Below are 26,531 nucleotides of genomic sequence, written 5' to 3'. Positions count from 1 at the left end.
TCTGCCGTCGTCGTCCTACTCGCCTACCGTACCCCCTCCACCCCAGCCCCCGCATCCACCGTCACCCGATACCCCGGCACCACCCGCGCCTTCGCCGTCTGCTCATAAGCGAACCCCGCCGCCAGCAGCGCCGCCTCGCTCCACTTCGGCCCGATGAAGCTCAGTCCCACCGGCAACCCGCCGGCCAGCCCCATCGGCACGGTCAGGTGCGGATAGCCGGCGATCGCGGGCAGCTCGCTGGCGCTCGGCCCGTCGAACTTGTCGCCATACACCGGGTCCGACAGCCACGGCATGCTATAGGTCGGCGACACCAGCATCCGCACGCCGCCCTTCGCCAGCATCGCGTCGATCCCCTCGACTCCCGCCAGCCGCAGCGACTTCGCGCGCGCCGCCTTGTAAGCCGGATCGTCGACGCCGCCGGTCTTCTCGGCCATCTCGAAGATCTCCTGCGCGAAATAGGGCAGCTCGGCGCCCGCATTCGCGCGGTTGAAGGCGATGACGTCGGCCAGCGTCCGCGTCTTCACCGCCGCCGACGTGGTCGCCAGATAGGCGTTGAGATCGCTCTTCAACTCCATCTTCAACACGTCGAATTCGGCATCGCCGATCCCGTCGAGCTTTGGCTGCTCGACCTCCACCAGTACTGCGCCCGCGCGCGCCAGCACCGCCAGCGCCGCATCGTAGGTCGCGGTCAGCTTCGCGCCCATCTTCGGCCGGAGCACGCCGACGCGCACCCCGCGCAGCGCCTGCGCGCTCAGCCCGGCGGCGAAGTCGATGCGGCGCGCATCCGCCCCCGCCGTCGTCGCGTCGGCGGGATCGCTGCCCACCATCGCCCCGAACAGCATCGCCACGTCGCGCACGTTGCGCCCCATCGGCCCGGCCGTGTCCTGACTGTGGCTGATCGGCACGATATGCGTGCGGCTGACCATGCCGATCGTCGGCTTCAGCCCGACCAGCCCGTTCATCGACGCCGGACACACGACCGACCCGTCCGTCTCCGTCCCCACGCCCGCCGCCGCGAAGCTCGCCGCCACCGCAGCACCCGTCCCGCTCGACGAGCCGCAGGCGGTGCGATCCAGCGCATAGGGATTGCGCACCAGTCCGCCGATCGCGCTCCACCCGCTCATCGACGCGGTCGAGCGGATGTTAGCCCATTCGCTGAGGTTCGTCTTGCCGAGGATCACCGCCCCCGCCGCGCGCAGCCGCGCCACCACCGGCGCATCGCGACGCGTCAGATTGTCCTTCAGCGCCAGGCTGCCCGCCGTCGTCGGCATCGCATCCGACGTCTCGACATTGTCCTTGATGAGCACCGGTACGCCGTGCAGCGCCGATCGGGGTCCGCGCGTGCGGCGTTCGGCATCCAGCGCGCGCGCCTGCGCCAGCGCTTGCGGGTTGATCGCGATGACGCTGCGCAGCGCCGGCCCCTTGCGGTCCATCGCGGCGATGCGGTCGAGATAGGCGCGCGTCGCGCCCTCCGACGTCACCCGCCCGGCGGCGATCCGCGTGGCGAGGTCGCTCAGCGGCAGTTCCTCGACCGCGACACGGCGCTGTGCTGCGGCCGGCGCAGCCAGCAACACCAGCCCCAGGATAATCGTCCGCATGTCGCTGTTTCCCTCGTGATTCGATCGCAGGCTAGGCATGGCGGGAGGCGGCGGCAACCGGCACAAGGGGCAGGCACAGGGTTAAATATTTTTCTCCACGCGCATTCCCTCTTGCCTTTGCGGGAAGGCTGGAAAGTCCACGCGTCGCGCCTTCCGGACACCTGCGAAGCGCCGCAAAGCTGCGACGAACCGTTGATCTCTCGACGGACCCACCCACTTGCGTTGGCGTTCGAATAGGCACAATCTGTTGTGGTTGTGTCGGGGGACCAACCCAAGCCTTGGTGATTTGCCGCGCTGGCCGCTGTGAAAGCCGCGCTTGGCCGACGCCCCCGACGACGGATTTGGACACCTTTTGTTCTAAAGCAAAGGTGGTAGTTTGGGCGCGCCGTTCGAGTCGGCGCCCTAGCAGGGGCAAGGACGCAGGCGATGGATTTCAGAGACAGTGCGGAGAGTGGCGTGACCGATACGGCGATCCTGGACGCGGCACCCGCCGCCGAAGAAACCCTGACGACGCGCGACACGCGCCACATCGCCAAGCCCTATCCGGTCGAGGTCGATCACGGCCGCGACGCGCTGCTGACCGAATTCGGCAAGGAAACGCTGCGCGACCGCTATCTGCTGCCGGGTGAGAGCTTCCAGGATCTCTTCGTCCGCGTCGCCTCCGCCTATGCCGACGACGGCGCGCATGCCCAGCGCCTCTACGACTATATCAGCCGTCTGTGGTTCATGCCGGCGACTCCCGTGCTGTCGAACGGCGGCACCGGTCGCGGCCTGCCCATCTCGTGCTTCCTCAATTCGGTGCCCGACAGCCTGAACGGCATCGTCGACACCTGGAACGAGAACGTCTGGCTCGCATCGCGCGGCGGCGGCATTGGCACCTATTGGGGCAGCGTGCGCGGCATCGGCGAGCCGGTCGGCCTGAACGGCAAGACCAGCGGCATCATCCCGTTCGTCCGCGTGATGGACTCGCTGACGCTCGCCATCTCGCAGGGCTCGCTGCGCCGCGGCTCGGCCGCCTGCTACCTCGACATCTCGCATCCGGAGATCGAGGAGTTCCTCGAAATCCGCAAACCCTCGGGCGACTTCAACCGCAAGGCGCTGAACCTGCACCACGGCGTGCTCATCCCCGATGCGTTCATGGAGGCGGTGCGCGACGGCGCCGAGTGGCAGCTGAAGTCGCCCAAGGACGGCAGCGTCCGCGCCACCGTCGACGCGCGCAGCCTGTTCCAGAAGCTGGTCGAGACCCGGCTCGCCACCGGCGAGCCGTACATCGTCTTCGCCGACCATGTGAACTCGACGATGCCCAAGCATCACCGCGACCTGGGGCTGAAGGTCTCGACCTCCAACCTCTGCTCGGAGATCACGCTGCCGACCGGTAAGGATCACCTCGGCAAGGAGCGGACCGCGGTCTGCTGCCTGTCCTCGCTCAACATCGAGACGTGGGACCAGTGGCACGGCGAGAAGGGCTTCATCGAGGATGTGATGCGCTTCCTCGACAATGTGCTGCAGGATTTCATCACCCGCGCCGAACCCGGCATGGAAAAGGCCGCCTACAGCGCCGCGCGCGAACGCTCGGTGGGTCTGGGCGTCATGGGCTTCCACTCCTTCCTCCAGGCCCGCGGCCTGCCGATGGAGGGGGCGATGGCGAAGTCGTGGAACATGCGGATCTTCAAGCACGTCCGCGCCGCCGCCGACGAGGCGTCGATGCAGCTCGCGATCGAGCGCGGTCCCTGCCCCGATGCCGCCGACATGGGCGTGATGGAGCGGTTCAGCTGCAAGATGGCGATCGCGCCCACCGCGTCGATCAGCATCATCTGCGGCGGCACGTCCGCCTGCATCGAGCCGATCCCGGCCAACATCTACACGCACAAGACGCTCAGCGGCTCGACCAGCGTCAAGAACGTCCATCTCGAGACGCTGCTGAAGACGAAGTCGAAGAACAGCGACGCGGTGTGGAACTCGATCCTCGAGCGCGGCGGCAGCGTCGAGCACCTCGACTTCCTGAGCGAGGACGAGAAGGCGACGTTCAAGACCAGCTTCGAGATCGACCAGCGCTGGCTGCTCGAACTCGCCGGCGACCGCACCCCCTATATCGACCAGGCGCAGTCGCTGAACCTGTTCATTCCCGCAGACGTCGAGAAGTGGGATCTGCTGATGCTCCACTTCCGCGCATGGGAACTGGGCATCAAGTCGCTCTACTACCTGCGGTCGAAGAGCATCCAGCGCGCCGGCTTCGCAGGTAGCGAGGGCCAGGGCGGCGTGGAGGCGGACAACACGCTCGCCAAGCCGCAGTTCAATCTGGGCGAAAGCACCGACTACGACGAATGCCTGGCGTGTCAGTAGCGGGCGGCGGGCGGTTTGCGTGAGCAAACCGCCGACTCGCCGCGTCGGGCAGCGGTGCGGGCATAGCCCGCTCCGTCTGACGACGTGGTGCTTGGGATAACAGAACCGATGCGCAGCGCCGACTACCAGCTCCAGATGTACGAAACGCCGGCCCGCCTGATGCGGACCGGCGTTTCGTCGTACGCTAGCGGGCGATCACGCCGCCTCGCCGCCCTCTTCTTCCTCGAAGGTCACCGCGACATCGGCGTTGGCGGACAGCCGCACCTGATCGCCCTCGACATCGGCGACGAGGCCCGTCGAGATGAAGTGGTGATGCCCGGCATGCGCGCCGCCCTCGGCACCTTCGACCTCGGCGCCCGAATCCTTCTTGGTCAGCTTGATGCGGTCGCCCTCGACGCGGTCGACGGTGCCGACATGGACGCCGTCGGCGCCGATGACTTCCATATGTTCCTTGATTGCACTGACGTCGGCCATGATCGTTCTCCTGTGATGGGTACAGACGGCAAACGCGTATGGCGGGAGTTGGGTGCATGAGCGCGATCGCACGCCTGCGCAGGAGCATCGTGGCGCTGCTGGCGGCACCCCTCACTGCCTGCGCCACGCGGGTATCGAGCGCCGTCGCGCACACGCCGACCACACCGGGGTTCCTGCTCGGCCTGTGGCACGGCTTCATCTTCCCGGTCGCCTGGGTGCTCAGCCTCCTGCTGCCCGAAGTCGCGGTCTATGCCGTCCCCAACACCGGCGGCTGGTACGACTTCGGCTATTTCCTCGGCATCGTCGTGTTCGGCGTCGGCGCGCGCAAGACGCGCACCGTCTACGTCACGCGAAGAGGAGCCCGCTGATGACGCGCCAGGTCATCATCATGTTCGGTGCGGGCGCCCCTGGTTTGCGCGAGCAAAGCAGGAAGTCGCCGCGGCGGGCAGCGGGGCCGGCGCAGCCGGTCACGTCTGACGGCACGGCGTCGGATGGGACTTTTGCATGACCCTCCAGGTCATCATCATGTTCGTCGTCGCCGCGATCTTCAGCCTGCTCGGCGCCGGCCTGCTTCTCGCGCTCGCCCGCCCGCGCACGGCGGGGCAGGTCTATGCCTTCCGCATGGTCGGCATCATGGCGCTGTCGGGCGGGGTCGTCCTCGCCATGAGCGCCACCGCCATGTGGCAGTGGAGCACCGCTATTCCGCCGACCTGACCGTCGGCCATTTCACCCATCAATTCAAATTCACCCAAGGAAAACCCCATGTCCCTCACCGAAGCCCGCAAGCAGTACAAGCCGTTCGAATACCCGTGGGCGTTCGATTTCTGGAAGCGTCAGCAGCAGATCCACTGGATGCCCGAGGAGGTGCCGCTGGGTGAGGATTGCCGCGACTGGGCGCAGAAGCTGACCGATCACGAACGCAACCTGCTGACGCAGATCTTCCGCTTCTTCACCCAGGCCGACGTCGAGGTGCAGGATTGCTACCACGAGAAATACGGCCGCGTGTTCAAGCCGACCGAGATCAAGATGATGCTCGCGGCGTTCTCGAACATGGAGACGGTGCACATCGCCGCCTACAGCCACCTGCTCGACACCATCGGCATGCCCGAGAGCGAGTACGGCATGTTTCTCGAATATAGCGAGATGAAGGACAAGCACGACTATCTGCAGAACTTCACCGTCGACAGCGACGAGGATATCGCGAAGACGCTCGCGATGTTCGGCGGCTTCACCGAAGGACTTCAGCTCTTCGCCAGCTTCGCGATGCTGATGAACTTCCCGCGCTTCAACAAGATGAAGGGCATGGGCCAGATCGTCAGCTGGTCGGTGCGCGACGAAAGCCTGCACTGCGAAGGTATCATCAAGCTCTACCACACCTTCGTGAAGGAGCGGGACTGCCTGACCCCATCGGTCCGCAAGGACATCCGCGACATGTGCCACACCACGGTCGACCTGGAGGACGCCTTCATCGACCTGGCGTTCGAACAGGGTCCGGTGAACGGCATGACCGCGGAGGAGATCAAGCGCTACATCCGCTACATCGCCGACTGGCGCCTCAACCAGCTCGGGCTGAAGCCGATGTTCATGATCAAGGAACACCCCCTCCCCTGGCTCGCCCCGCTGCTCAACGGCGTCGAGCACGCCAACTTCTTCGAACAGCGCGCGACCGAATATTCGAAGGGCGCGACGAAGGGCCAGTGGAACGACGTCTGGTCGAGCTTCGACAAGCGCCAGAAGGCGAAGGCCGGACCGGCGGCGAACGAGGACGGTGACGGCGAGAGCGGGGATATGTTCTCGCGAGCCGGGGTGGCGGCGGAGTGAGTCGGGCCGCGCGAGGGATCAGCGCAAGCTGATCCCGAGCGAACCCGCGGCCCGACCGGCCGGCGGTGCTCCAGCACCGGCCGACGACGCGGGCTTTGCCCGCGTCCGGTTTCATCTCACGTAATGAAAGGAAATGCCTATCGATCACACGTGAATCATTCGTCGCATCAAGTGATGATCAGCTGACCAATTGACCCAGCCCAACGGACACCCGCCAACGGAAACGTAAGGTGAACACACCTGATACTCGCCGCGGGGAAGCCTCAATCTAAGGTCATAGTACGTGCAGCTACAAACGCTTGATGCAAATCCCAAATCGTCTCACAGAGGAGATCGAACATGGGGCAGATGTGCTGGATCCCGCACATGGATAGCAACTGGATGTGGCGTTGGTTTCTGACTGATGACACTGGACGATTGCTTGCCATGTCACGTGACAGCTTCTTCTCGATCGAAGAAGCTAATCAGGATCGAACATCTGCTTGCGTGGCCCTAGTGGGTCTTTAAGCAAGCGGAGGGCATCGAGCGGCTTGGCCGCTCGATGCTTCCGCTGTCCTACACCTCAAAACCTGCTTACCTCCTCCGGCTCCTTCAATCATGACGTGAGCCGCTAGATGCACCCTCACCATCCCGACAGCACTGCACCCGCATCTCGGCGGCTACGTCATCGCCAGCCTGAAACCACGCCGCGACGGCTGAACGGTAGGGCGGAGCGACAACGGCGTTTCTCGTCAGATCGTCGAGTGAACACAGATGTCGTTCGCGACGAGTACGGCGGATTGACGACAGAATCGGCCTGTCGCTCGTGCCATCACCCGCACGACCGCGACTTCGCGCAGGCGTGGCGATGCGCTGTCGGACGGTGCCCACCTCGCCACGCGCCCACCCCGCCCCACGCAGCCTCGACGAGCGTACGCACTTCCCGACCCTGCCCTCACTCTTCCGCGGCAGCGCCGCTCCCTCCCTCTCCCACGGGGAGAGGGAAGAGGCGCGCAGGCGCCGACAGGGTGAGGGCCGGTCGGAACGGTTCGCGGGGGATCGCGGCCGAGGGTTTGAGAGACTTCCACACGTCTCAACTTTCTCAATATTCGCGGAAGGCCGGCGCGGCCCCACCACCCCCGCCGTTCGTGCTGAGCCTGTCGAAGCACTGCCCTTTTCTCCACGCCAAACCCCTGCGGCACGACGAAGGGCAGCCCTTCGACAAGCTCAGGGCGAACGGGCATGGGGCAGCACCCACCGCTGCCGCCCACCCCTCACACGTCTCAACTTTCTCAACATTCGCGGCTGCACCGCCGGGATCGAGGGCGCACGCGCGGCGCGTCCATCACCCCTCCCGTGCTCCCGCGCAGGCGGGAGCCCAGGGTTATGCCCGCAACGCTCACGGCTCCCCGGCGTCGGCGGCGGAAGGACGGCACACCGGCGAGAGGCCTCACACGTCTCAACTTTCTCAACGTACGCGCCACGCCGTCAGACCGACCGGGCTACGCCCGACCGGCTGCCCGCCGTGGCAAGTCGGCGATCTGCTCACGCAGATCGCGCGCCGCCCGCACCTTGCGCATCCCCCGCTCCCCCCGCATCATCGCGGCCATGACCACCCTCGCCCGCCGCTGGTTCGCCATTCCCCTCTGGCAGCGCGTCGTCGGCGGGCTCGTGCTCGGCGTGCTCATCGGCCTCTTCGCGCCGCAGGCCGCGCCTTGGATCAAGGTCTTCGGCGACCTGTTCGTCCGCGCCATCCGCATGCTCGTCGTGCCGATCGTGCTCATCAGCATCGCCGCCGGAATCACCGCGCTGGGCGACGTGCGGCGGCTGGGGGCGGTCGGGGGGCGGACGGTGGCGATCTTCGCAGTCACCACGCTGATCGCGGTCGCGGTCGGCATGGCCGCCGGGCTGATCGTGCGGCCGGGCGCGGGGGAGGCGCTGGCCGGCATCGCGCCGCATGCGCTGGGCGTCGCCGTTACGCCCTACGACCAGCTGATCGGCATCGTGCCGCTCAACATCGTCGACGCGCTGGCGAAGGGCGACATGCTGGCGATCATCTTCACCGCGGTGCTGATCGGTATCGGCACGTTGCTGGCGGGGGAGGCGGGGCGGCCGGTCGCGGCGCTGCTCCAGTCGCTGTCGGCGGTGCTGTTCCGTATCGTCGGGCTGGTGATGGAGCTGACCCCGCTCGGCGTCATGGCGCTGATCGCCAATGCCATCGCGACCGCGGGGCTGGGCGTGTTCGTGACGGTCGGCTGGCTGGCGCTGTGCGTGGTGCTCGCCTCGCTGGTCCAGATGGCGGTGGTGCACAGCCTGCTGCTGCGCCTCGTCGCGCGGCTCCCGGTGCTGCCGTTCTTCCGCGGCATCGTCGATGCGCTGGTCGTCGCCTTCTCGACCGCGTCGTCCTCCGCCACCTTGCCAGTCGCGTTGCGCGTGGCGGAGCGGCGGCTGGGCGTCGACCGCGCAGTCGCCTCCACCGTGCTGCCGCTCGGGGCCAGCATCGGCAAGGACGGGACGGCGATGTATGTCGGCCTGCTCGGCCAGTTCGCGTTGCAGGCGCTGGGCATCGTGCCCGACATTGGCATGCTGGTGGTGATGCTGGCGACCGGCGCGCTGGCGGCGTTCGGGACGGCGCCGGTGCCGTCGGCCTCGCTGTTCATGCTGGCGGCGATGCTGGGCGCGGTCGGCGTTGGGGCGGAGCAGACCGCGCTGCTGGTCGGGCTCGTCCTGCCCTTCGACCGGTTGCTCGACATGACCCGCACCGTGCCCAGCGCCAGCGCCAACCTGGCCGTCGCGACCACCGTGGCGCGGTTGCAGGGCGCGCTGGACGAGGCCGCTTATCGCTCAGGCGCGGCGCGCACTCCGGACGATGGCGATGCCCAGCACGGCGGCGATGCCGATGTAGAGGAACAGCCCCTGCCACGGTGACCAGTCGAACCATTCGCTCGGGATGGTGCGCAGCTGACCGGGTACGAAGCGGCCACGAAAGACATCGTCCCACAGCGGATTATCACTCGTCCCGCCACTGGTGATCTCGGCGGATGCGATGACGAGGTTGATGAGTATCGAGAGCGTCAGGCCGGCGAGCAGCACCGCCCGCCACAAAACATGGCGGAACAGGCTCCACGCCGGCGCCAGCCCGATGGCGAGGAAGGCGATGGCGGGCACGGCATGACGCGGACCGGTCGAATTGCCGCCGTCCCAGTAGAAATAGGAGGCGTTATAGAGGATGTACGCCACGCCCCCCGCCAGCGCGAGCCCGCCCAGGTCACGCTGCCCGCGCACCCAGATCAGCCGGGCGATGCCGGGCAGCGCGACCAGCAATACCGGCGCCACCCAGAGCATCCCGCGCTTCAGCCCCAGCGTGACGCCCCACAGCCGCTCGCCCTTCGGCCAGGTCAGCCCGAACAGCCCCTGCTGCATCCCTTCGAACCCGACGACGCCCTGATAGCCCAGCCGGATCGGGTCGCCGAATGCGAAGAGGTTGTAGCCGATGAGGATAAGCAGTGCCGCCACCGCCGGCACCACCGCCGCACCGATCGCCGGCCAGCGCACCGCCGGCGCATATCGCCACAGCCGGGCCAGCGCCCACACGCCGATGATCGCGCCGCCCAGCACGGCGGTATATTCGACCGCCACCGCCCAGCCGAGTGCCGCGCCGGCGACGACGGCATGCCACCGCGACGGACGTGGCCCCTCCGTCCCGCGCCATACCGCCCAGATGGCGATGGCGAACAGCGCGGCGACGGGCGCATGGCCGAACAGCGAAGTCGACCATCCCCACATCGGCGTACCGAGCGCGAACGCCGCCGCGGCGAAGGCGCCCGCGGCGTTCGACCCGCCCGTCCGCGCGCCCATCAGGAACACGCACACCGCCGCCAGCGCGGTCAGCACCGCCGCGCCGCTCGCGGTGGCGAGGCGCATCCGCAGGCGCAGGAAGCGGTCGGCCGGCGGCGAGTACATCGACAGCGACACGTCGTGCCCCGTCTCCCCGGACAACCGGTCCGCCACCGCGACCGCCGGCAGCGCCATCAGCGTAATGCCCGGCGCCTTGTCCAGATAGAAGTGCTCGCCGAACTGCGCCTTGTCCATCGTCAGCGGGGCGTAGCGGTCGATCTGCGCCGACCCATCCTCGACGATCGTCATCGCCGCGAACAGCCGGGTCAGGCTGTTCGGATTCCACTCCCACGCCCCGAACCAGCTGCACGACAGCCAGACGAGCGCGAAGATCAGGCCCGCCAGCCGCCCCTGCGCCTTCATCCGAACGCCCCCCTCACCCAAACAACCAATGCCCGAGCAAGCGATTGAACGGGAAGGTGAAGAACCCGGCGATCAGCAGCGCGCCCGTCACCAGCCCGCGAACGTTGCGGCGATGGCCGGCGACATTGTGCTGCCGCGCGCGCCACCACAGGATCGGCACCTGGATCAGCACCCAGACCGACAGGATATGGATGACGCTGAACCCGCCATCGGCTTCTCGAATCATAAAAGACAGCGCCGCCGTCAGCAGCATCGCCGCGACCCACACCAGCCCGAGCACCCGGTGCATCCGGTCGCCACGCGGGCGCAACAGCATGACCGGCGTCAGTGCGAGCGCGACGATGATCGTCGCGAAATGCGGCCACACCACCACCGGTACGCGCGGCCAATCGGCATGCCCCTTCGCCAGCGCGACGAACACGCAGGCGAGCAGCGCGAGCGATCCCACCGCGAGTATCTGTTCATACCGGTCGGGCGCTAACGCTACCCGCCCCCGGTTTCCCACCAACGTCGCCATGCCCCACCCCCTTGGTTTGCCCTAACCTACACCGTTCGTCCTGAGCTTGTCGAAGGACCACACTTCGATCCGCGAACGCGCCGCTTGGGGCACGAAGGACGGTGCTTCGAAAAGCTCAGCACGAAAGGGGTTTGTGGAGTGCCCCGACTTTCACCGGTTCGGCAAATACCCTTCGTCGTCGCGCTTCTTCGCCTCACGCTCGCGCTTGGCCGCGCTCCATTGCTGGTTGGCGCAGCCGATGCCGCCGCCCGCGCCGACCGCCGAGCAGCTGCCCACGCCGGTCGCACCCTGAGCCAGCACGTCGCCGGCCTTGGTCGCCCACGACTGGTATTCGGGCTTGATCTCGGGCTGGCGAATTTCCTTCGGAATACGGAATTGCTCGCCAGCCGGGCGGCGCTGGCACACCACGATCTCGTCGCCATCGGCATTGGTCGGGCATTTCTGGGTGCCGTAGACGATCGCGACGCCGCCGACGGGCGCATCCTGCGCGGCGGCGGGCATGGCGACGGTGACGGCCGACAGCGCGGCCAGGGCCAGGGGAAGCTTCATCACCATCTCCTCAAATCCTTTTAGCCACCGCGATCGCCGCGCGACAGCCCAGGCGGATCACCGCCGACATCACCGGATAAGCGGGCGCCAGCTCCGCCCCGTGCGCCAATGCGGTATCGCGGTGCTCCAGCTCCTCGGCCTGGAACTTGACGATCGCCTGCGACAACTCGGGATCCGTATCGCCCAGATCGGTCAGCTGGTCGGCATAATGTTTGTCGATCTCGGTCTCGACCGCGGCGGTGCAAGCCATCGCCGCCTCCGGGCCGATCGCGGCCGTCACCGCACCCAGCGCGAAGCCGGCGACATGCCAGAACGGCTGGAACACGGTCGGGCGCACGCGCCGTTCGACGATCATGCGGTCGAAGAAGGCGCGGTGCTCCTCCTCCTGCGCGGCCATGTGCGCGATCTTGCGCGCCATCGGGTGGCGATCGCCCATTACCGCCAGCTGCCCGGCATAGATGCGGATCGCGCCGAATTCGCCGGCCTGATCGACGCGGACCATCGACGTCGTCGCTTCTCGCCGGTCGCCCGGTCGCCAGCGCCGCGCGCTCACCGCTTCACCGCCAGCCACAGCGCGACGATGGCCGCCGGAAGCGACACCAGCGCGTTCCATCCGGCCAGCGACACCCCGGCCAGCGTCCATTGCGGTACATCGCAGCGTATCATCGGTGCGGCCATGATCTTCTCCAATACGTCCGCCGTACTCCCGCTCATCTGAACGGTCGATGTGCAGCCGGTGATCCCCGGCCACCAGCCATATTCGACCCCGGCATGGAACACCCCGATCACGCCCGACGCGGCGACCAGCAACGCCGCCGCGACGACCAGCCCCCGCCGCACCCCGCCCGCGGTTGCGAACGCGATCAGGGCGACGACGATGGCGCCGTAATGCGGCCACCGCTGCCAGTGGCACATCTCACACGGGTACAGCCCGCCGATATATTGCGATCCCAGCGCCCCCGCCATCAGCGCGGCGGGCACCAGCAGCGCGATGCGGTTTGCGGTGACGATGGACGTGGTCGGGAGCGGTGTCGGCATCGTCATTCAACCAAAGTGTTGAGCATGAACGTTGAGACGAAAACACATATGGCTTTGTCCTGAAACGGATGTGATCTCAATCAATTAGCTGGCATTCAGCCCTGTGATGCTCAACCGATCGGTTGAGTATTGTTGGAGCCTTTTGGGCATAGCGAAAGGGCGGCGTGTAGGACAGGTTCGCGCAGGGTATTGCGATGACGTTTTGGGCACGTGTTCCGATAAACAAAAGCCCGTTATTCCCGCGAAGGCGGGAATCCATTCCGGCTGGCCGTGGTGCTTATGCCGATACGTCAGCCGGAATCTGCCCCCGCCTTCGCGGGGGCGACGACGGCTGCTTGTTCGAGGGGACACACCTCGTCCCTGTATGGGCTGACAATGTGACGACTCGAAAGACGCGATCGAGCGCACAGCCAGAGCTACCGCTTGCGCGCCGGCGCCACCGCCGCGGTCTTCACTGCCGGCCCGAGCCGCGCCAACGTGCGCAGCGCATAGTCGAGCTGGAAATCCTTCACGCCCTTCGCCTCCAGATCCTTGGCGGTCGCGGCGAAGCGCGGATCGTCGATCGTGTCCTCCTCTAGCACCTTGTTGTCGACCTTCGCCTCGTTGATGAGGTGGCGGCGCAGGTCGGCTTCGCGGAACACGGGGCGGCTCTTGCGGTCGGGATCGGACAGCTGCGGCACGGCGATATCGGGCTCGATCCCGCCCTCCTGCACCGACCGGCCCGAGGGGGTGTAGTAGCGCGCGGTCGTTAGCCGGAGCGCGGTGTTCTCGCTCAAGGGCAACAGCGTCTGCACCGATCCCTTGCCGAAGCTGCGCTCGCCCATCACCAGCGCGCGGTGATGGTCCTGCAGCGCGCCGGCCACGATCTCCGACGCCGACGCCGTGCCCGAATCGGTCAGCACGACGATCGGCAGCCCCTTGGTCAGGTCGCCCGGCGTCGCATAATAGCGTTCGATATCGCTTTTCGCGCGCCCGCGCTGCGACACGATCTCTCCGTGGTCGAGGAAGGCGTCGCTGACCTCGATCGCCTGCGTCAGCAGCCCGCCGCCATTGTCGCGCAGGTCGACCACATAGCCGACCGGCGCATGGCCGAGCGACTTTTCGATCGCCATGATCGCGGCGCGCGTGTCGGCGCCGGTGTTGGCGGAAAAGGTGTTGATGTTGATGATGCCGATGCCGTTCTTCACCTCCCACTTCACCGGCTTCTGCACGATCGTCTCGCGCACCAGCGTCACCTCGATCGGCTTGTCGCGGCCCGGACGCACCAGCGTCAGCGACACCTTCGTGCCCGGGGGGCCGCGCATCCCCTCGATCGCCTCGTTCAGCGACTGGCCGTAGATCAGCGTGCCGTTGATGTGGGTGATATAGTCGCCAGCCTTGATCCCCGCGCGATACGCTGGCGTATCCTCGGTCGGGGCGATCACCTTGACCGCGCCGTCCTCCATGCTGACCGTGAGGCCCAGACCGCCGTAATTGCCCTCGGTCGCGATGCGCATGTTGTCGAAATCGAGCGCATCGACATAGCTCGAATGCGGGTCGAGCGCGGCGAGCATGCCCTGGATCGCGCCCTTCACCAGCGTCTTGTCGTCGACCTTCTCGACGTAATCCGCCTTCACCCGGTTGTAGATGTCCATGAACACGTCGAGATCACGGTAGGCGCCGGCATCGACCTGCGCCATCGCCGCCGTCGCGAGCGGCAGGGCGGCGATGGTCGCGACGAGCGCGGTCGCGCCGAGGAAGCTGGAAAGCGGACGGGGCATCGCGGGACAGGCTTTCATAACGGTTCGAAGGACATGGCTAGACGGTTTGCGTTGCGGGAGCAAAGCATGCGCGCGCTGAACGGGGTCTGACGTGGCTCACCCGAGCAGTTGCGCGACATCGACGGGCACGCCGCGCCGCCGCAGCTCGACGCCGACGCGCGGATCGTCGCGCATCGCCGCCCGCCCGATCGCCGCGCCGGCCGCAACCTGCTGACCCACCGTCACCGCCGCCGAATCGAGCCCGGTCAGCGCGCTGGACCAGCCGCCGCCGTGATCGATGATGACGACCACGCCGTAATCGCGAAACACCCGCGCGAACATCACCCGCCCCGCCGCCGGCGCCACCACCGACGCGCCCGGCGCGGTCGCCAGCGTCAGACCTCGGGCACGCACGCCGGCCGGCGACAGCTCGCCCAGCCCCTCGACGATGCGTCCGGCCACCGGCAGGCGATAGGGCGGCATGACGAAGCGCACCGGCGCCTCCCCCGCGCCTAGCCCCGCCGGACGCGGCAACGGCCCCGGCAACGCCGCCAGTCGCGCGCGCATCGTCGCCGCATCCGCATCGGCGGCAATACCGTCGACCAGATCGCGGGCGCGTTCCCCCAGCGCGATCGCCCGCTCGCTTTCGAACATCGCGTTGCGGGCGAGATCGGCGCCGCGCGCGCGATGCTCGCCCTCCAGCCGGACGAGCGCGAGCCGCTCCGCCTGCAACCGCGCATGGCCCGCCGCCAGATCGGCGGCGGCGGTGCTGGCGGCGGCGCGCAGCGTTGCGGCCTGCGACAGGTCGGCGCGAACACCCGCGCTGCGCTGGCGCACGATCGGCATCATCGTGCCCAGCATCGCCAGCACCCGTACGGTATCGTCGATCGATCCGGGCTGCGCGATGGCGATGGCGGCCGGGCGGCGGGCGAGCGACTGCAGCGCGGCGAGCAGGCGCTCGACCGGTGCCTGCCGCGCCGCCAGTCGCTCGCGTTGTGTGGCGAGTGCGCGGTTGGCCAGCACCAGCTGCGCGCCGGCGGCGGCGATGTCGGCCTCCGCCGCGCGGACGCGTGCCGCCACCGCTGCTTCGCGCGCCGATGCCGCCCGTGCCTCGTCACGTTCGGCGGCGGCGGCGCGATCGAACTGTGCCGCGCGGATCACCGCCGCCTCGGACGCCGCCCGCGCCGCGGCGAGGCGCGCGCGCTGATCGACGACCGCCGGTGGCGCCGCGGCACCGAGTAGCAAGGCGCTGCCGACGAGAATGAGCGTTCTAGCCCTCACGATGATAGGGATGCCCGGCGAGGATCGAGGTCGCTCGCCACAATTGCTCGGCCAGCATCGCGCGCGCCAACATGTGCGGCCACGTCAGCCGCCCGAACGACAGCAGCAGGTCCGCCCCCGCCCGCTCGGCATCGCCGAAACCGTCCGCCGCACCGATCAGGAAGCGACACTCGCGCACCCCGTCGTCGCGCCACCGGCCCAACGCTCTCGCGAACGGCGTCGACCCCAGCATCTCGCCGCTCTCGTCCAGCATGACGATGCGCGCACCGTCGGCCGCAGGCAGCTTGCCGCCGACATCGGGCAGCTCGGTCACCCGCGTCGGCCAGGCGACACGCTTCAGATAGCGCTCGACCAGCTCGCTTTCCGGCGACCGCCCGATCCGCCCGCGCGCGACGATGTGGAGCAGCACAGCCCGCGCCCGCCGATATGGCTTAGTTCGCCTCGCTGCCCGGCGCGTCGCCGAACGACCACATGCGCTCCAGATTGTAGAAGCTGCGGACCTCGGGGCGGAACAGGTGGACGATCACGTCGCCCGCATCGACCAGCACCCAGTCGGCGTTCGGCAGCCCCTCGATCCGCGCGATCACCTTGAACTCGGCCTTGATCCGCTCGGCGAGCTTTATTGCCATCGACGCGACCTGCCGCGTCGAGCGGCCGGAGGCGACGACCATATAGTCGGCGATGCTGGATTTGCCGGCCAGCGGGATCGACACGGTTTCGACCGCCTGATCGTCGTCGAGGCTCGAGAGGATCAGACGATGCAGCGCCTCGCTTTCTTGCGGGTCGGATGCGCGTGCGACATGCGGTTGCGTGGCCAAGGTTACTCCGGAATCGGTTCGGGGGAAGGGGGCGAGATCCGCGGGGCCGCACCATGCAGCGCCCAGTCGGGGTGAACCGCGCGCAGCTGCGTCGCGGACGTCGGATCGGGTCGAAAGCGCAACAGCACGAGCGCCGGCGGACTCCAGTCGGTCCAGTGTTTCGCCGTAGCCGCAGGCCGAACCCAGCGCCGCAGCCAGCCCATCGCCGGACCTGCGAGGGCGGTGCCGTCATACCCCGGACGGGCGATGACCGCAATCGGCATCTCCCGCGCGATGGCGCGCCACGCCTTCCACCGGTGGAACGACGCCAGATTGTCCGCCCCCATCAGCCAGACGAAGCGCCGCTTGGGATAGCGCGCCTTCAGTCGGCGGAGCGTGTCGATGGTATAGCGCGTGCCGAGTCGCGCCTCGATTGCGGTCGCGCGGATCGGCGCCCGCCGCGCCATCCGCCGCGCCGACGCCAGCCGCGCGGCGAGCGGCGCCATGTCGCGCGCACCGTCCTTCAGCGGGTTACCCGGCGACACCAACCACCACGCCTCGTCCAGCCCCAGCGCGTCGATCGCCGCCAGCGTGATCGCGCGGTGCCCGCGGTGGGCGGGGTTGAAGGAGCCGCCGAGAAGGCCGGTGCGGGTCATGGAACGGCGACCGCCCGTGCACCGTGCACGATGCGGAGCAGGCGGACGTGGTCGTCGAACACCCGGTAATAGATGACGTAGCGGGTCTTCGGCACACGCCACTTCCGACGATCGCCGCGCAGCGTCTTCGGTCCGGCGAACGGCGGCGTCTCCAGAATGCGGGCCGCTCGAACGATTCGGGCGAGTACCACCAATGTGGCTCCCGGATCGGTCACCGTGAAATAGTCGCGAATGTCATCGAGATCGCGCCGCGCGGATGCGGCGTACCGTATCGGCAGCACCAATCAGGCAGCCGCCGCCAGCCCGGCCAGCCAGCGTTCCACATCTTCCTGCGTATAGAATTCGCCACGATCGATCTGACGATCCGCCTCTTCGAGCGATGCCATCAGCGCGGCATCCTCATCGGCGAGACGCTGAACGGCCTCGACGACATAAGCGGCGCTGGTCGTCCCGCGTTCCGCCGCGAGCCGGCTCACCATCGCCATGGTGTCGGCGTCGATCAAATCGGCGAGGCGGACGGGCGTGTTCATGGCGCAAGCCTATACCTGCCCCCGCCCCCCATCAACCCTTGGGCGGCCCGCCCGCCACGCCGCCGCGGCGATACTCGCCCTGCCGCTCGATCATCCAGCCGGGATATTCGCGCGGCAGCGCGCTGGCCGTGTCCAGCCTCGCCAGTTCGTCGGCCGACAGCGTGATGTCGATCGCACCGAGGTTGTCGGCCAGCTGCTCGACGCGCTTGGCGCCGACGATCACGCTGCTGACGTGGCGCTGGTGCAGCAGCCACGCGATGGCGATGCGCGCGATCGAGACGTCGCGGGCCTTCGCCATGCCATCCATCGCGTCCAGCACCGTGTCGCCGCGCACCATGTCGACCGGCGGGAAATCGAAGTTCGCGCGGCGCCCCTCCGGGTCCATGCCGCCGCGATACTTGCCCGACAGATAGCCACCGGCGAGCGGGCTCCACACCATCAGGCCGAGCCCTTCCGATGTCAGCATCGGCACCACCTCGCGCTCCAGGTCGCGACCGACGATGGTGTAATAGGATTGCACCGACTGGAACCGGCTCGCACCCGTCCGCTCGGCGATGCCCAGCGCCTTGGCGATCTGCCACGCGGCCCAGTTCGACACGCCGACGTAGCGGACATGCCCCTGCCGCACGAGATCGTCGAGCGCGCGCACCGTCTCCTCGACCGGGGTCGCGGCGTCCCAGCCGTGGATCTGGTAGAGGGTCGATATGATCGGTGCCGAGCCGCTTCAGCGACGCCTTCGCCTCGTCCATGATATGGCCGCGCGATGCGCCGCGCGCGTTCACGCTCGCGCCCATCGGCCCCAACACCTTGGTCGCCAGCACGATGTCCTCACGCCGCAGGCCGAGGTTGCGGATCGCCTGCCCGGTGATCTCCTCTGACAAGCCGTTCGAATAGACGTTGGCGGTGTCGACGAAGTTCACGCCGGCATCGACCGCGGTCTTCAGCAACGCGTCGGCCTCCGCCTGCTGCACCTGACCGACCGCCTTGAACATCCCCTCCCCGCCGAAGGTCATGGTGCCAAGGCACAGTTCGGACACGAACAGGCCGGTGCGGCCGAGGGGGTTGTAGCGCATGGTGAGCAGGCCTTTCGGAAACGACGTCGTGGGTAAGATAGGGCGCCGCCGTCAGCCGCGCACCTGCCCGCTCCCACGGACCTGCCATTTATAGGTCGTCAGCCCCTCCAGCGCGACCGGACCGCGCGCGTGGAGCCGCCCGGTCGAGATGCCGATCTCCGCGCCCAGTCCGAATTCGCCGCCATCGGCGAACTGGGTGGAGGCGTTCCACATGACGATCGCCGAATCGACGCGATTAAGGAACACCTCCGCGGTCGCTGCATCCTCCGTCACGATCGCGTCGGTATGTTGTGATCCGTGCGCGTCGATATGCGCGAGCACGTCGTCCAGCCCGTCGACCAGCGCGACCGAGGCGATGGCATCGAGATATTCGGTGTCCCAATCGGCGGGCGTGGCGGCAGCATAGCCGAGCGCCGTCACGCCGCCGTCCCCGCGCAGCTCGCACCCGGCATCGGCCAGCGCGCGCAGCAGCGGCTCGACATGCGGCCAGTCGCGGTGGATCAGCAACGTCTCCATCGCCCCGCAAACGCCGGTGCGGCGCAGCTTCGCGTCGATAACGATCCCCCGCGCCATCTCGAAATCGGCGGCGCGATCGACATAGACGTGGTTGATGCCGTCGAGATGCGCGAGCACGGGCACCCGCGCCTCCGCCTGCACCCGCGCGACCAGCCCCTTGCCGCCGCGGGGGACGACCAGATCGAGCACGCCATCGGCCTGCAGCATCGCGCCGACGACCGCGCGGTCGGTGGTCGGCACCAGCTGGACCGCGTCGGCCGGCATGCCGCCCGCCATCAGCCCGGCGACCAGCGCGGCGTGGACCGCGGCGTTCGATCGCGCGGCCTCCGACCCGCCGCGCAGGATCGCGGCATTGCCCGCCATCGCCGCCAGCGCGCCCGCGTCGGCGGTGACGTTGGGACGGCTTTCATAGACGATGCCGATGACGCCGATCGGCACGCGGATGCGCGACAGCTTCAGGCCGTTGGGCCGCTCGCTCGCGTCGATGGTGCGGCCGACCGGATCGTCCAGGTCGGCGATCGCCGCCACCCCCGCCGCCATCGCCGCCACCCGCGCCGGGTCCAGCCGCAGCCGGTCGAGCATCGCGCCCGACAGGCCGTTCGCCTCCGCCGCGGCCACGTCGGCGGCGTTGGCGGCCAGTATGTCGCCCTCCGCGGCGCGCAGCGCGTCGGCGGCGGCGCGCAACGCCTGGGCCTTCGCCGCTGACGGCATGGCGGCGAGCGTGGCGGCGGCGGTGCGGGCGCGGGCGCCCATGTCGGCGATCAACTGCTGGGCGGTCTGCGTCATGCGCTTCCTTTAGCATGGCCTATCGACGGGAAAAGGCGGCTGCGGCATGAGGGCGGCAGGGGGATTTGGCAGATGGACGATGCGATCGATACGATGGGGACCGTCGCGGCGGGCGGCATCCTGGCGCGCGAGGTGGACCGCGCCGCGTCGCACCGTGTCGACGCCAGTGGACATGACGCGTCGGGCAGCTGCGCCAATTGCGCCGCGGCGTTGACCGGTCCCTATTGCCACGCCTGCGGCCAGCACGGCCATGTCCATCGCACCATCGGCGCGTTCGTCCATGACATCTTGCACGGCGTCTTCCATTTCGAAGGGCGGTTCTGGTCGACGCTGCCCAAGCTTGCCTTCCGCCCTGGAGAGCTCACCCGCCGCTATGTTCACGGCGAGCGGGCGAAGTTCGTGTCGCCGATCGCGCTGTTCCTGTTCTCGGTGTTCCTGATGTTCGCAGTCGTCGCCAACCTGCCCGGTTGGAATTTCGGCGGCGAGGAGTGGCTGAAGCCCGGCCTCAACGGCGGCATGGCGCAGGCGCGCGACAAGGTCGTGGAGCAGCGCAAGAAGGCCGACGCGGCGCTGGTCGATCAGGTCGGTGAGCTGCGGCGGGAGCGTGCCGACGAAGCGCCCGACGCGGACAAGATCCAGCGGCTGGAACGGCGCATCGTCGAGGTCCGCGAAAGCCGTCGCCAGCTGATCCGCGCCGAGCAACTGCTGCCCAAGGCGACGACGTTCGACATCGGCGGGCCGGGCGACCCGGCGGCCGACGACAACTGGCTGGAGCACAAGGTGCGGATGGCCCGCGATAATCCCAAGCTGCTGTTCTACAAGATCAAGACATCGGCCTATAAGTTCAGCTGGGCGCTGATTCCGATATCGCTGCCGTTCATCTGGATCCTGTTCCCGTTTCGGCGCGATGTCGGCATGTACGACCACGCGATCTTCGCGACCTATTCGCTGACATTCATGTCGCTGCTGACGATCGTGCTGGCGGTGCTGGGGGCAGTCGGCGTGCCGGCAGCATTGCTCCTGTTCGCCTGGCTGCTGATTCCGCCGCTGCACATGTATCGTCAGCTGAAGGGCGCCTATGGCCTGAGCCGCGCGGGGACGATCTGGCGGCTGTTCTGGCTGCTGAACTTCATCGGGATCACGACGATGCTGTTCACGCTGTTGCTGCTGTATCTGGGGGTGGCGGACTGAGGGTTCCACAACACCGTTCGTGCTGAGCTTGTCGAAGCACTGATTTTCTTCTTCGTGACGTAACGCTTGCGGCACGAAGAAGAGCAGCCCCCTTCGACTGCCTGCCTTCGGCAGTCGCTCAGGAAAGGCTTCGAAGGCGCAGGCGACGGAGGAGGGGTTGGTGCCCAAGCTGACTCCACCCCACACCCGTTCGCCCTGAGCGAAGTCGAAGGGCTGCTCTCCGTAAAGGTGCTTCGACGTCGCTCAGCACGAACGAATGGAAAGATCGAACACCGCCTGGGGACCGAGCAGAATCGAAAAGGCCCTCCCGCACCGGGATGCGAGAGGGCCTAATCAGTACCGAAGGATCGCTCGCTTAGGCGCCTTGAGGCGCCGGCGATCCGAACGGACCCTTGGGGCGCCGCGTCTTGGGAATCGACGTGCCGCTGGCCGGCACCGCATTGGCGGCGGCGAGCGGGTCCTGGCGGTCGATGGGCTCGCCCGCGACCAGCCGCTTGATCTCGTCGCCGGTCAGCGTCTCGAACTCCAGCAGCGCCTTGGCGACGGCATGCAGATGCTCGATGTTGTCGGAGAGCACCTGCTTGGCCTTTTCATAGCCACCATCGACCAGCGCGCGGATCTCGCTGTCGATCGCGAGCGCCGTCTCGTTCGAGACATTGTGCCGCTGGGTCTGCGAATAGCCCAGGAACGTCTCGCCCTGCTGCTCCTCGTACATCAGCATGCCGAGCTTTTCGGACATGCCCCACTGCGTCACCATCGCGCGGGCGAGCTTGGTCGCCTGCTTGATGTCGCCGCTGGCGCCGCTCGACACCTTCTCATAGCCGAAGATCAGTTCCTCGGCGACGCGACCGCCCATGACGGTCGCCAGATCGGCGTACATCTTGTCGCGGTGATACGAGTAGTTGTCGCGCTCCGGCATCGACACCACCATGCCCAGCGCGCCGCCGCGCGGGATGATCGTCGCCTTGTGGATCGGGTCCGACGCCGGGGTATGGACGCGCACTACGGCATGGCCGGCCTCGTGATAGGCGGTCATCCGCTTCTCGTCGTCGGTCATGACGAGCGATTTCCACTCGGTGCCCATGATGACGCGGTCCTTGGCGAGCTCGAACTGCGCCATCGACACCAGCCGCTTGCCCAGCCGCGCCGCCATCAGCGCCGCCTCGTTGACCAGATTGGCAAGATCCGCGCCCGCCATGCCCGGCGTGCCGCGCGCCAGCGTGCGCGCGTCGACGTCGGGCGCCACCGGTACCTTCTTCATATGGACTTCGAGGATCTTCAGACGGCCCTCGATATCGGGCAGCGGCACCGTCACGCGGCGATCGAAGCGGCCCGGCCGCAGCAGCGCGGGATCGAGCACGTCGGGGCGGTTGGTCGCCGCGACGATGATGATACCCTCGGTCGCGTCGAAGCCGTCCATCTCGACCAGCAGCTGGTTCAGCGTCTGTTCGCGCTCGTCGTTGCCATTGCCCAGACCGGCGCCGCGATGGCGGCCGACGGCGTCGATTTCGTCGATGAAGACGATGCACGGCGCGCTTTTCTTGGCCTGTTCGAACATGTCGCGCACGCGGCTGGCGCCGACGCCCACGAACATCTCGACGAAGTCGGAGCCTGAGATGGTGAAGAACGGGACGCCCGCCTCACCCGCGATCGCGCGGGCGAGCAGCGTCTTGCCGGTGCCGGGCGAACCGACCAGCAGCGCACCCTTCGGGATCTTGCCGCCCAGACGCGCGAACTTCGTCGGATCCTTCAGGAACTCGACGATCTCCTGCAATTCCTCGCGCGCCTCGTCGATGCCGGCGACGTCGTCGAAGGTCACGCGACCTTCCTTCTGCGTCAGCATCTTCGCGCGCGACTTGCCGAAGCCCATCGCCCCGCCGGCGCCCGAATTCTTCTGCATCTGGCGGATGACGAAATAGGCGATGCCGAGGAACAGGATGAACGGCAGCGACTGGTACAGCAGCACCAGCCACACCGAGCTCGTCTCGGCCGGCTGCGCGGCGACGGTCACGCCCTTCTCGCGCAGCGTCGGCAGCAGCGTCGGGTCGTTGAGCGGTACGCTCTTGAACTTCTCGCCCGACGTCAGCGTGCCGGTCAGCAGCTCGCGACTGACGTTCACGTCCTTCACCGACCCCTCGTTCACCTTGTCGAGGAAGGTCGAATAGGGGATCGTGCTGCCCGCGGCCGGCGCGGTGCGCCCGTCGAACATCGTCACGAAGATCGCCAGGCCGAGCAGGATCGCGATCCAGATCAGCAGGCTCTTCATCCACGGATTGTTGCCCGGGCCGCCAGAGCCCTCGGGACGCGGCTTGCCGTTGTCGTTCATGCAGAGATACCTTTCACGGCCCTCAATGTAGGCCGGTAGAGGTTAATGGCAATGGAACAGGATCGATCATGATGATCGACGCGGGGGAGCGGCGGCGAACGTCCATAGATCGCCGTCCGCGCTACCGACCACCCCGGCCAGCGTCGCCTTCCCGCCCGCGTTCAAGGCATTGAGCAGCGATTCGACATTGGCGGCGTCGGACCAGCGGCCTTCTGAGACGCCGTTCACCTCGCGGACGTAGCCGATCGCGTCACGCACGAAGCGGCGGCGCAGTTCGCGTGGGAGATCGGCCACGTCGTGGACGCGCTCGGCGGCATTCGATTCGCGCGTCCGCTCGCGAAGCAGCACCGCCATCATCTCAGTCAGCGCAGCATCGGCCTCCGCACAGGCAGCGGCGGAGGCGGCCAGTGCCAGCGCATCGAACGGCGTGTCGCCCTGGAGATGGTCGCGCATCCGTACGCGGTCGAAGCGGGTGTCGGCGTTGCTGGGGTCTTGGATGACGGTCATGCCGGTCGCCGCGACGACTGCGGCCAGCTCGCGACGGGTCCATCCGAGCAGGGGGCGGGCCACCGTGACGTTGGCGTCATGACGAGGGGCGCCTTCGACTTCGCTCAGGCCGAACGGTGGAGAGGACTGGTCCGATGCACTGCGCCCCTGCTGCCAGCGACGCCGTTCCCATGCCCATGATGCGCGGATTCCGGCCAGACCGGAAACGCCGGAGCCGCGCGCGGCGCGCATCAGGAAGGTTTCGGCCTGATCGTCGGCATGATGCGCGGTCAGCAGCGTCGCCGCCCCGGCCGCGACCGCCCAGTCGCCGAGCAGCGCGTAGCGGATGTCACGGGCGTCGGCCTGCACGCTCCGGGGCTGCCAGTCGCGCGGCGGGTGGAGCGCCGCGTGCGGTACGCCGGCATCGGCGCACCAGCGCGCGACCAGCGTGGCTTCGGCCGCCGATTCGGCCCGCAAGCCATGATCGACGGTCGCTGCGATCACCTGGCTGGGACAGGCGGCCGCCGCGAGCGCGAGCATCGCCATGCTGTCCGGCCCGCCCGACACGGCCACGGCGATGATCCCGTCCGCGGCCCGCGGCACCAGCGCCGTCAGATCGGCGGCAAACCGCGCCACCGCCGCGGATGGCGGGGCCGCCGTCATGACGTCAGGCGCATTTCTGCGCGGCGCGGCCCTTCGCGATATCGGCCTTCATCGCGGTGGTCAGCTTCGTCGCATAGACCTCGGTCAGCTCGGTGTAGACCTTGCACACGTCGCCGGCCGGCTTCTTCAGCTTCACCAGCGCCTGCGCGAGATAGAACAGGCTGTCCGGCGCGCGTTCGCCCTCGGGCCACTTCTTGTAGCTGTCGTAGAAGGCGAGGCTGGCGAGGCTGGGCTTGCCGTCGTCGAGATAGGCACGACCGAGCAGGTTCTGCGCGAAGCTGGCGCGGCGGTGGCGAGGATATTTGTCGGCCACGGCCTTCAGCGCGACGGCAGCCTCGGGATACTGCTTCGCGCTCCACAGGCGATAGCCATAGGTATAGCCGTCCTCGGCGGCATCGCCGGTCGAGGGCCGCTCGACGCCGGCGACCGGCTCGGCCGCAGCGGTCTCGACCACGGGCGCGGGACGCGTCTGGCGCGGGCGGGTCGGCGCGGCGGTGTTGCCGCTGGCGGCGACCTGCCCGGGCAGCACGTCGGGCGCGGCACCGACATCGGTCGCGGCGGCCAGCGGGGCGGCGGCACTCTCCAGCGCCTTCAGCCGCGTGTCGGTCGCCTGGCGATAGGCGGCGAACGCCTCCTCCAGCTGACGCAGGCGGTAGCTCGCCTGCTCGACCTGACCCGTCACACTGCGCACGCTCGTCTCGAGCGCGCTGACACGTTCCGTCAGGTCGGTGATGGCACCGCCCGCGGGGGTGCCGGGGATTTCGACCGGCTGGGTCGGCGCGGTGATCTGCGCCTCCACCGTCTGGCCGGTGCCGCCGGGGAAGACCTTGCGCTGCACCGCGCGCATCTCGCGCTCCAGCCGGTCGACGCGGCCTTCGACGGTCTGCGCCGCCGCCGGCATCGCGCCGCCCATCATGACGACGACCAGCGCCGCGATACCCAGTCTACGCATACATATCCCCGACAGTCCTGTGCGCCGCCCTATCGCAGCTTTCGTCGCCCGCTGCCAAGACGGCAGCGCCACGTCACGGCGTGCCGGCGGCGTTGCCGGTCGCGGTTTCGGGGGCCACCAGCGGCGCGGCGGTCGGCTGTGCGGCGGGTGCGCCCTGTCGCGCGCGCAGGTCCGCGGCGGCGAGCGAGACGTTCTTCAGCGGCACGCGGCCGTCGCCCAGCGCCGCGACCGCCTGCCCGCCGACGGTGATCGCCAGCTTGTCCGGGCGACCGACGTTGATCTTCACACCGGTCGCGGCCGGCGGCACGTCGTAGCGTTCGCCCGGCGCCATCGTCTTCATCAGCAGCGTCGTGTCGGCGGCGTCGTAGATTCGCACCCACACCTCGTCGTTGGCGGTCAGCGTGACCTGCGGCGGACCGGCGGGCGTGGGCGCGGCGACCGGCGCGGCGGGGGCCTGCGCCTGCTGGGCGACCACCGGGTCGGCCGGCGTGCTGCCGTTGCCGCGGAACAGGGTGGTGCCGTAGAAAAGATAGAGGCCCGCCAACAGCAGCAGCGCGACGACCACGCCGCCCATGACGAGCCCGCGCGACGGCGTGCGGCTGACGTCCTCGACTTCGTAGACCGGGGCGGACACGCCGGGGCGATCCCAGCTGTTGGCGATCTCCGCGCGGATGTCGCGGGCGATAGCGACCTCGTCCAGCCCGATCGCGCGCGCATAGGCGCGGCCGAAGCCGATGGCGTAGGTCATTGATGGCAGGTCGGAGTAGCGCCCCGCCTCGATCGATTCCAGATGCCGCTGCGGCACACGGGTGCGCTGCGCGATCTCGCCAAGATCGAAATCGCGGGCCTCCCGCGCGGCACGAAGCGCCTCACCAGGTCGCGACGGTGCGTCCGGCCGGATGTCGCTCGCTTCGCTGTCGCTCATCTTCTGCTCCACGCCCGGCCCAGCACATACG

At 68.2% G+C, this 26,531-nt stretch carries 26 protein-coding genes and 1 pseudogene; 6 read left to right on the top strand and 21 right to left on the bottom strand.

The window, feature by feature from the left end:
• Positions 1-23: 23 nt before the first annotated feature.
• Entirely contained in the window at positions 24-1,598 is a 1,575-nt protein-coding gene (locus ACX40P_RS02330; RefSeq protein ID WP_459124674.1) for an amidase, read from the bottom strand.
• A gap of 426 nt (positions 1,599-2,024) precedes the next feature.
• Here ACX40P_RS02330 and ACX40P_RS02325 point away from each other — a divergent pair, with 426 nt between their 5' ends.
• A complete protein-coding gene (locus tag ACX40P_RS02325; protein ID WP_459124673.1) occupies positions 2,025-3,941 on the top strand; it encodes a ribonucleoside-diphosphate reductase subunit alpha in 1,917 nt (638 codons plus the stop codon).
• Positions 3,942-4,136: 195 nt separating this feature from the next.
• Here the strand turns inward: ACX40P_RS02325 and ACX40P_RS02320 are convergent, their stop codons facing one another.
• A complete protein-coding gene (locus ACX40P_RS02320) occupies positions 4,137-4,415 on the bottom strand; it encodes a DUF2171 domain-containing protein (protein ID WP_459124672.1) in 279 nt (92 codons plus the stop codon).
• 56 nt (positions 4,416-4,471) lie between these two features.
• On the opposite strand from ACX40P_RS02320, the gene ACX40P_RS02315 reads away from it, so the two are divergent.
• From ACX40P_RS02315 to ACX40P_RS02300, 4 genes are all read left to right on the top strand, one after another.
• Complete coding sequence (locus tag ACX40P_RS02315; protein WP_459124671.1) at positions 4,472-4,783, top strand: hypothetical protein; 312 nt, start codon at positions 4,472-4,474, stop codon at positions 4,781-4,783.
• Positions 4,784-4,919: 136 nt separating this feature from the next.
• Positions 4,920-5,129 (top strand): hypothetical protein, encoded by a 210-nt coding sequence (locus tag ACX40P_RS02310; RefSeq protein WP_459124670.1) that lies wholly within the window; start codon positions 4,920-4,922, stop codon positions 5,127-5,129.
• Between the two features lie 48 nt (positions 5,130-5,177).
• Positions 5,178-6,236, top strand: coding sequence for a ribonucleotide-diphosphate reductase subunit beta (locus ACX40P_RS02305; RefSeq protein WP_459124669.1), 1,059 nt, complete (start codon positions 5,178-5,180; stop codon positions 6,234-6,236).
• A 1,587-nt stretch (positions 6,237-7,823) separates the two neighbouring features.
• Positions 7,824-9,143 carry a dicarboxylate/amino acid:cation symporter gene (locus ACX40P_RS02300; protein WP_459124668.1) on the top strand — a complete coding sequence of 440 codons (1,320 nt, stop codon included), beginning with the start codon at positions 7,824-7,826 and terminating at the stop codon, positions 9,141-9,143.
• On the opposite strand, the gene ACX40P_RS02295 is transcribed toward ACX40P_RS02300, so the two are convergent.
• The 15 genes and pseudogenes from ACX40P_RS02295 to ACX40P_RS02225 form a co-directional block, all read right to left on the bottom strand.
• Complete coding sequence (locus ACX40P_RS02295; RefSeq protein WP_459124667.1) at positions 9,060-10,475, bottom strand: hypothetical protein; 1,416 nt, start codon at positions 10,473-10,475, stop codon at positions 9,060-9,062. The two genes, ACX40P_RS02300 and ACX40P_RS02295, sit on opposite strands and share 84 nt — an antisense overlap.
• 13 nt (positions 10,476-10,488) lie before the next feature.
• On the bottom strand, positions 10,489-10,992 hold the full coding sequence (locus ACX40P_RS02290) for a DUF2306 domain-containing protein (protein WP_459124666.1): 504 nt from the start codon (positions 10,990-10,992) through the stop codon (positions 10,489-10,491).
• A 150-nt stretch (positions 10,993-11,142) separates the two neighbouring features.
• Entirely contained in the window at positions 11,143-11,541 is a 399-nt protein-coding gene (locus ACX40P_RS02285) for a hypothetical protein (protein ID WP_459124665.1), read from the bottom strand.
• A gap of 10 nt (positions 11,542-11,551) precedes the next feature.
• Complete coding sequence (locus tag ACX40P_RS02280; protein WP_459125217.1) at positions 11,552-12,043, bottom strand: demethoxyubiquinone hydroxylase family protein; 492 nt, start codon at positions 12,041-12,043, stop codon at positions 11,552-11,554.
• Positions 12,044-12,090: 47 nt separating this feature from the next.
• A complete protein-coding gene (locus tag ACX40P_RS02275; protein ID WP_459124664.1) occupies positions 12,091-12,579 on the bottom strand; it encodes a disulfide bond formation protein B in 489 nt (162 codons plus the stop codon).
• Positions 12,580-12,995: 416 nt separating this feature from the next.
• Positions 12,996-14,339 carry a S41 family peptidase gene (locus tag ACX40P_RS02270; protein ID WP_459124663.1) on the bottom strand — a complete coding sequence of 448 codons (1,344 nt, stop codon included), beginning with the start codon at positions 14,337-14,339 and terminating at the stop codon, positions 12,996-12,998.
• Positions 14,340-14,435: 96 nt separating this feature from the next.
• Positions 14,436-15,599, bottom strand: coding sequence for a murein hydrolase activator EnvC family protein (locus ACX40P_RS02265; protein WP_459124662.1), 1,164 nt, complete (start codon positions 15,597-15,599; stop codon positions 14,436-14,438).
• A complete protein-coding gene (locus ACX40P_RS02260; RefSeq protein ID WP_459124661.1) occupies positions 15,589-16,008 on the bottom strand; it encodes a 23S rRNA (pseudouridine(1915)-N(3))-methyltransferase RlmH in 420 nt (139 codons plus the stop codon). Before ACX40P_RS02260 ends, ACX40P_RS02265 begins: the two co-directional genes overlap by 11 nt.
• Positions 16,009-16,030: 22 nt before the next feature.
• On the bottom strand, positions 16,031-16,417 hold the full coding sequence (gene rsfS / locus ACX40P_RS02255) for a ribosome silencing factor (RefSeq protein ID WP_459124660.1): 387 nt from the start codon (positions 16,415-16,417) through the stop codon (positions 16,031-16,033).
• A 2-nt stretch (positions 16,418-16,419) separates the two neighbouring features.
• Complete coding sequence (locus ACX40P_RS02250) at positions 16,420-17,052, bottom strand: nicotinate-nucleotide adenylyltransferase (protein ID WP_459124659.1); 633 nt, start codon at positions 17,050-17,052, stop codon at positions 16,420-16,422.
• Positions 17,049-17,333, bottom strand: coding sequence for a type II toxin-antitoxin system RelE/ParE family toxin (locus ACX40P_RS02245; protein WP_459124658.1), 285 nt, complete (start codon positions 17,331-17,333; stop codon positions 17,049-17,051). The genes ACX40P_RS02250 and ACX40P_RS02245 overlap by 4 nt, the downstream gene beginning before the upstream one ends.
• 3 nt (positions 17,334-17,336) lie before the next feature.
• Entirely contained in the window at positions 17,337-17,582 is a 246-nt protein-coding gene (locus tag ACX40P_RS02240; RefSeq protein WP_459124657.1) for a hypothetical protein, read from the bottom strand.
• A gap of 31 nt (positions 17,583-17,613) precedes the next feature.
• Positions 17,614-18,231, bottom strand: coding sequence for an aldo/keto reductase (locus ACX40P_RS02235; RefSeq protein WP_459124656.1), 618 nt, complete (start codon positions 18,229-18,231; stop codon positions 17,614-17,616).
• Between the two features lie 109 nt (positions 18,232-18,340).
• A pseudogene (locus ACX40P_RS02230) lies at positions 18,341-18,574 on the bottom strand (aldo/keto reductase); the annotation flags it as partial.
• A gap of 132 nt (positions 18,575-18,706) precedes the next feature.
• Positions 18,707-19,957 (bottom strand): glutamate-5-semialdehyde dehydrogenase, encoded by a 1,251-nt coding sequence (locus ACX40P_RS02225; RefSeq protein WP_459124655.1) that lies wholly within the window; start codon positions 19,955-19,957, stop codon positions 18,707-18,709.
• 72 nt (positions 19,958-20,029) lie between these two features.
• On the opposite strand from ACX40P_RS02225, the gene ACX40P_RS02220 reads away from it, so the two are divergent.
• Positions 20,030-21,148: a DUF3667 domain-containing protein gene (locus ACX40P_RS02220; RefSeq protein WP_459124654.1), complete on the top strand. Its 1,119-nt coding sequence runs from the start codon at positions 20,030-20,032 to the stop codon at positions 21,146-21,148.
• 355 nt (positions 21,149-21,503) lie between these two features.
• Here the strand turns inward: ACX40P_RS02220 and ftsH are convergent, their stop codons facing one another.
• The 4 genes from ftsH to ACX40P_RS02200 all read right to left on the bottom strand — a co-directional run bounded on the left by ftsH (position 21,504) and on the right by ACX40P_RS02200 (position 26,500).
• Positions 21,504-23,474 carry an ATP-dependent zinc metalloprotease FtsH gene (gene ftsH / locus ACX40P_RS02215; RefSeq protein WP_459124653.1) on the bottom strand — a complete coding sequence of 657 codons (1,971 nt, stop codon included), beginning with the start codon at positions 23,472-23,474 and terminating at the stop codon, positions 21,504-21,506.
• Between the two features lie 66 nt (positions 23,475-23,540).
• Entirely contained in the window at positions 23,541-24,623 is a 1,083-nt protein-coding gene (gene tilS, locus ACX40P_RS02210) for a tRNA lysidine(34) synthetase TilS (protein ID WP_459124652.1), read from the bottom strand.
• 4 nt (positions 24,624-24,627) lie between these two features.
• Positions 24,628-25,575, bottom strand: a complete 948-nt coding sequence (locus ACX40P_RS02205; RefSeq protein ID WP_459124651.1) for a hypothetical protein — start codon at positions 25,573-25,575, stop codon at positions 24,628-24,630.
• A 73-nt stretch (positions 25,576-25,648) separates the two neighbouring features.
• Positions 25,649-26,500: a helix-turn-helix domain-containing protein gene (locus tag ACX40P_RS02200; protein ID WP_459124650.1), complete on the bottom strand. Its 852-nt coding sequence runs from the start codon at positions 26,498-26,500 to the stop codon at positions 25,649-25,651.
• Positions 26,501-26,531: the final 31 nt, after the last annotated feature.

This window comes from Sphingomonas sp. RS2018 (assembly GCF_054489605.1).
The sequence above is the reverse complement of the archived record's forward strand: the minus strand, read 5'-3'. Positions and strand labels throughout refer to the sequence as shown.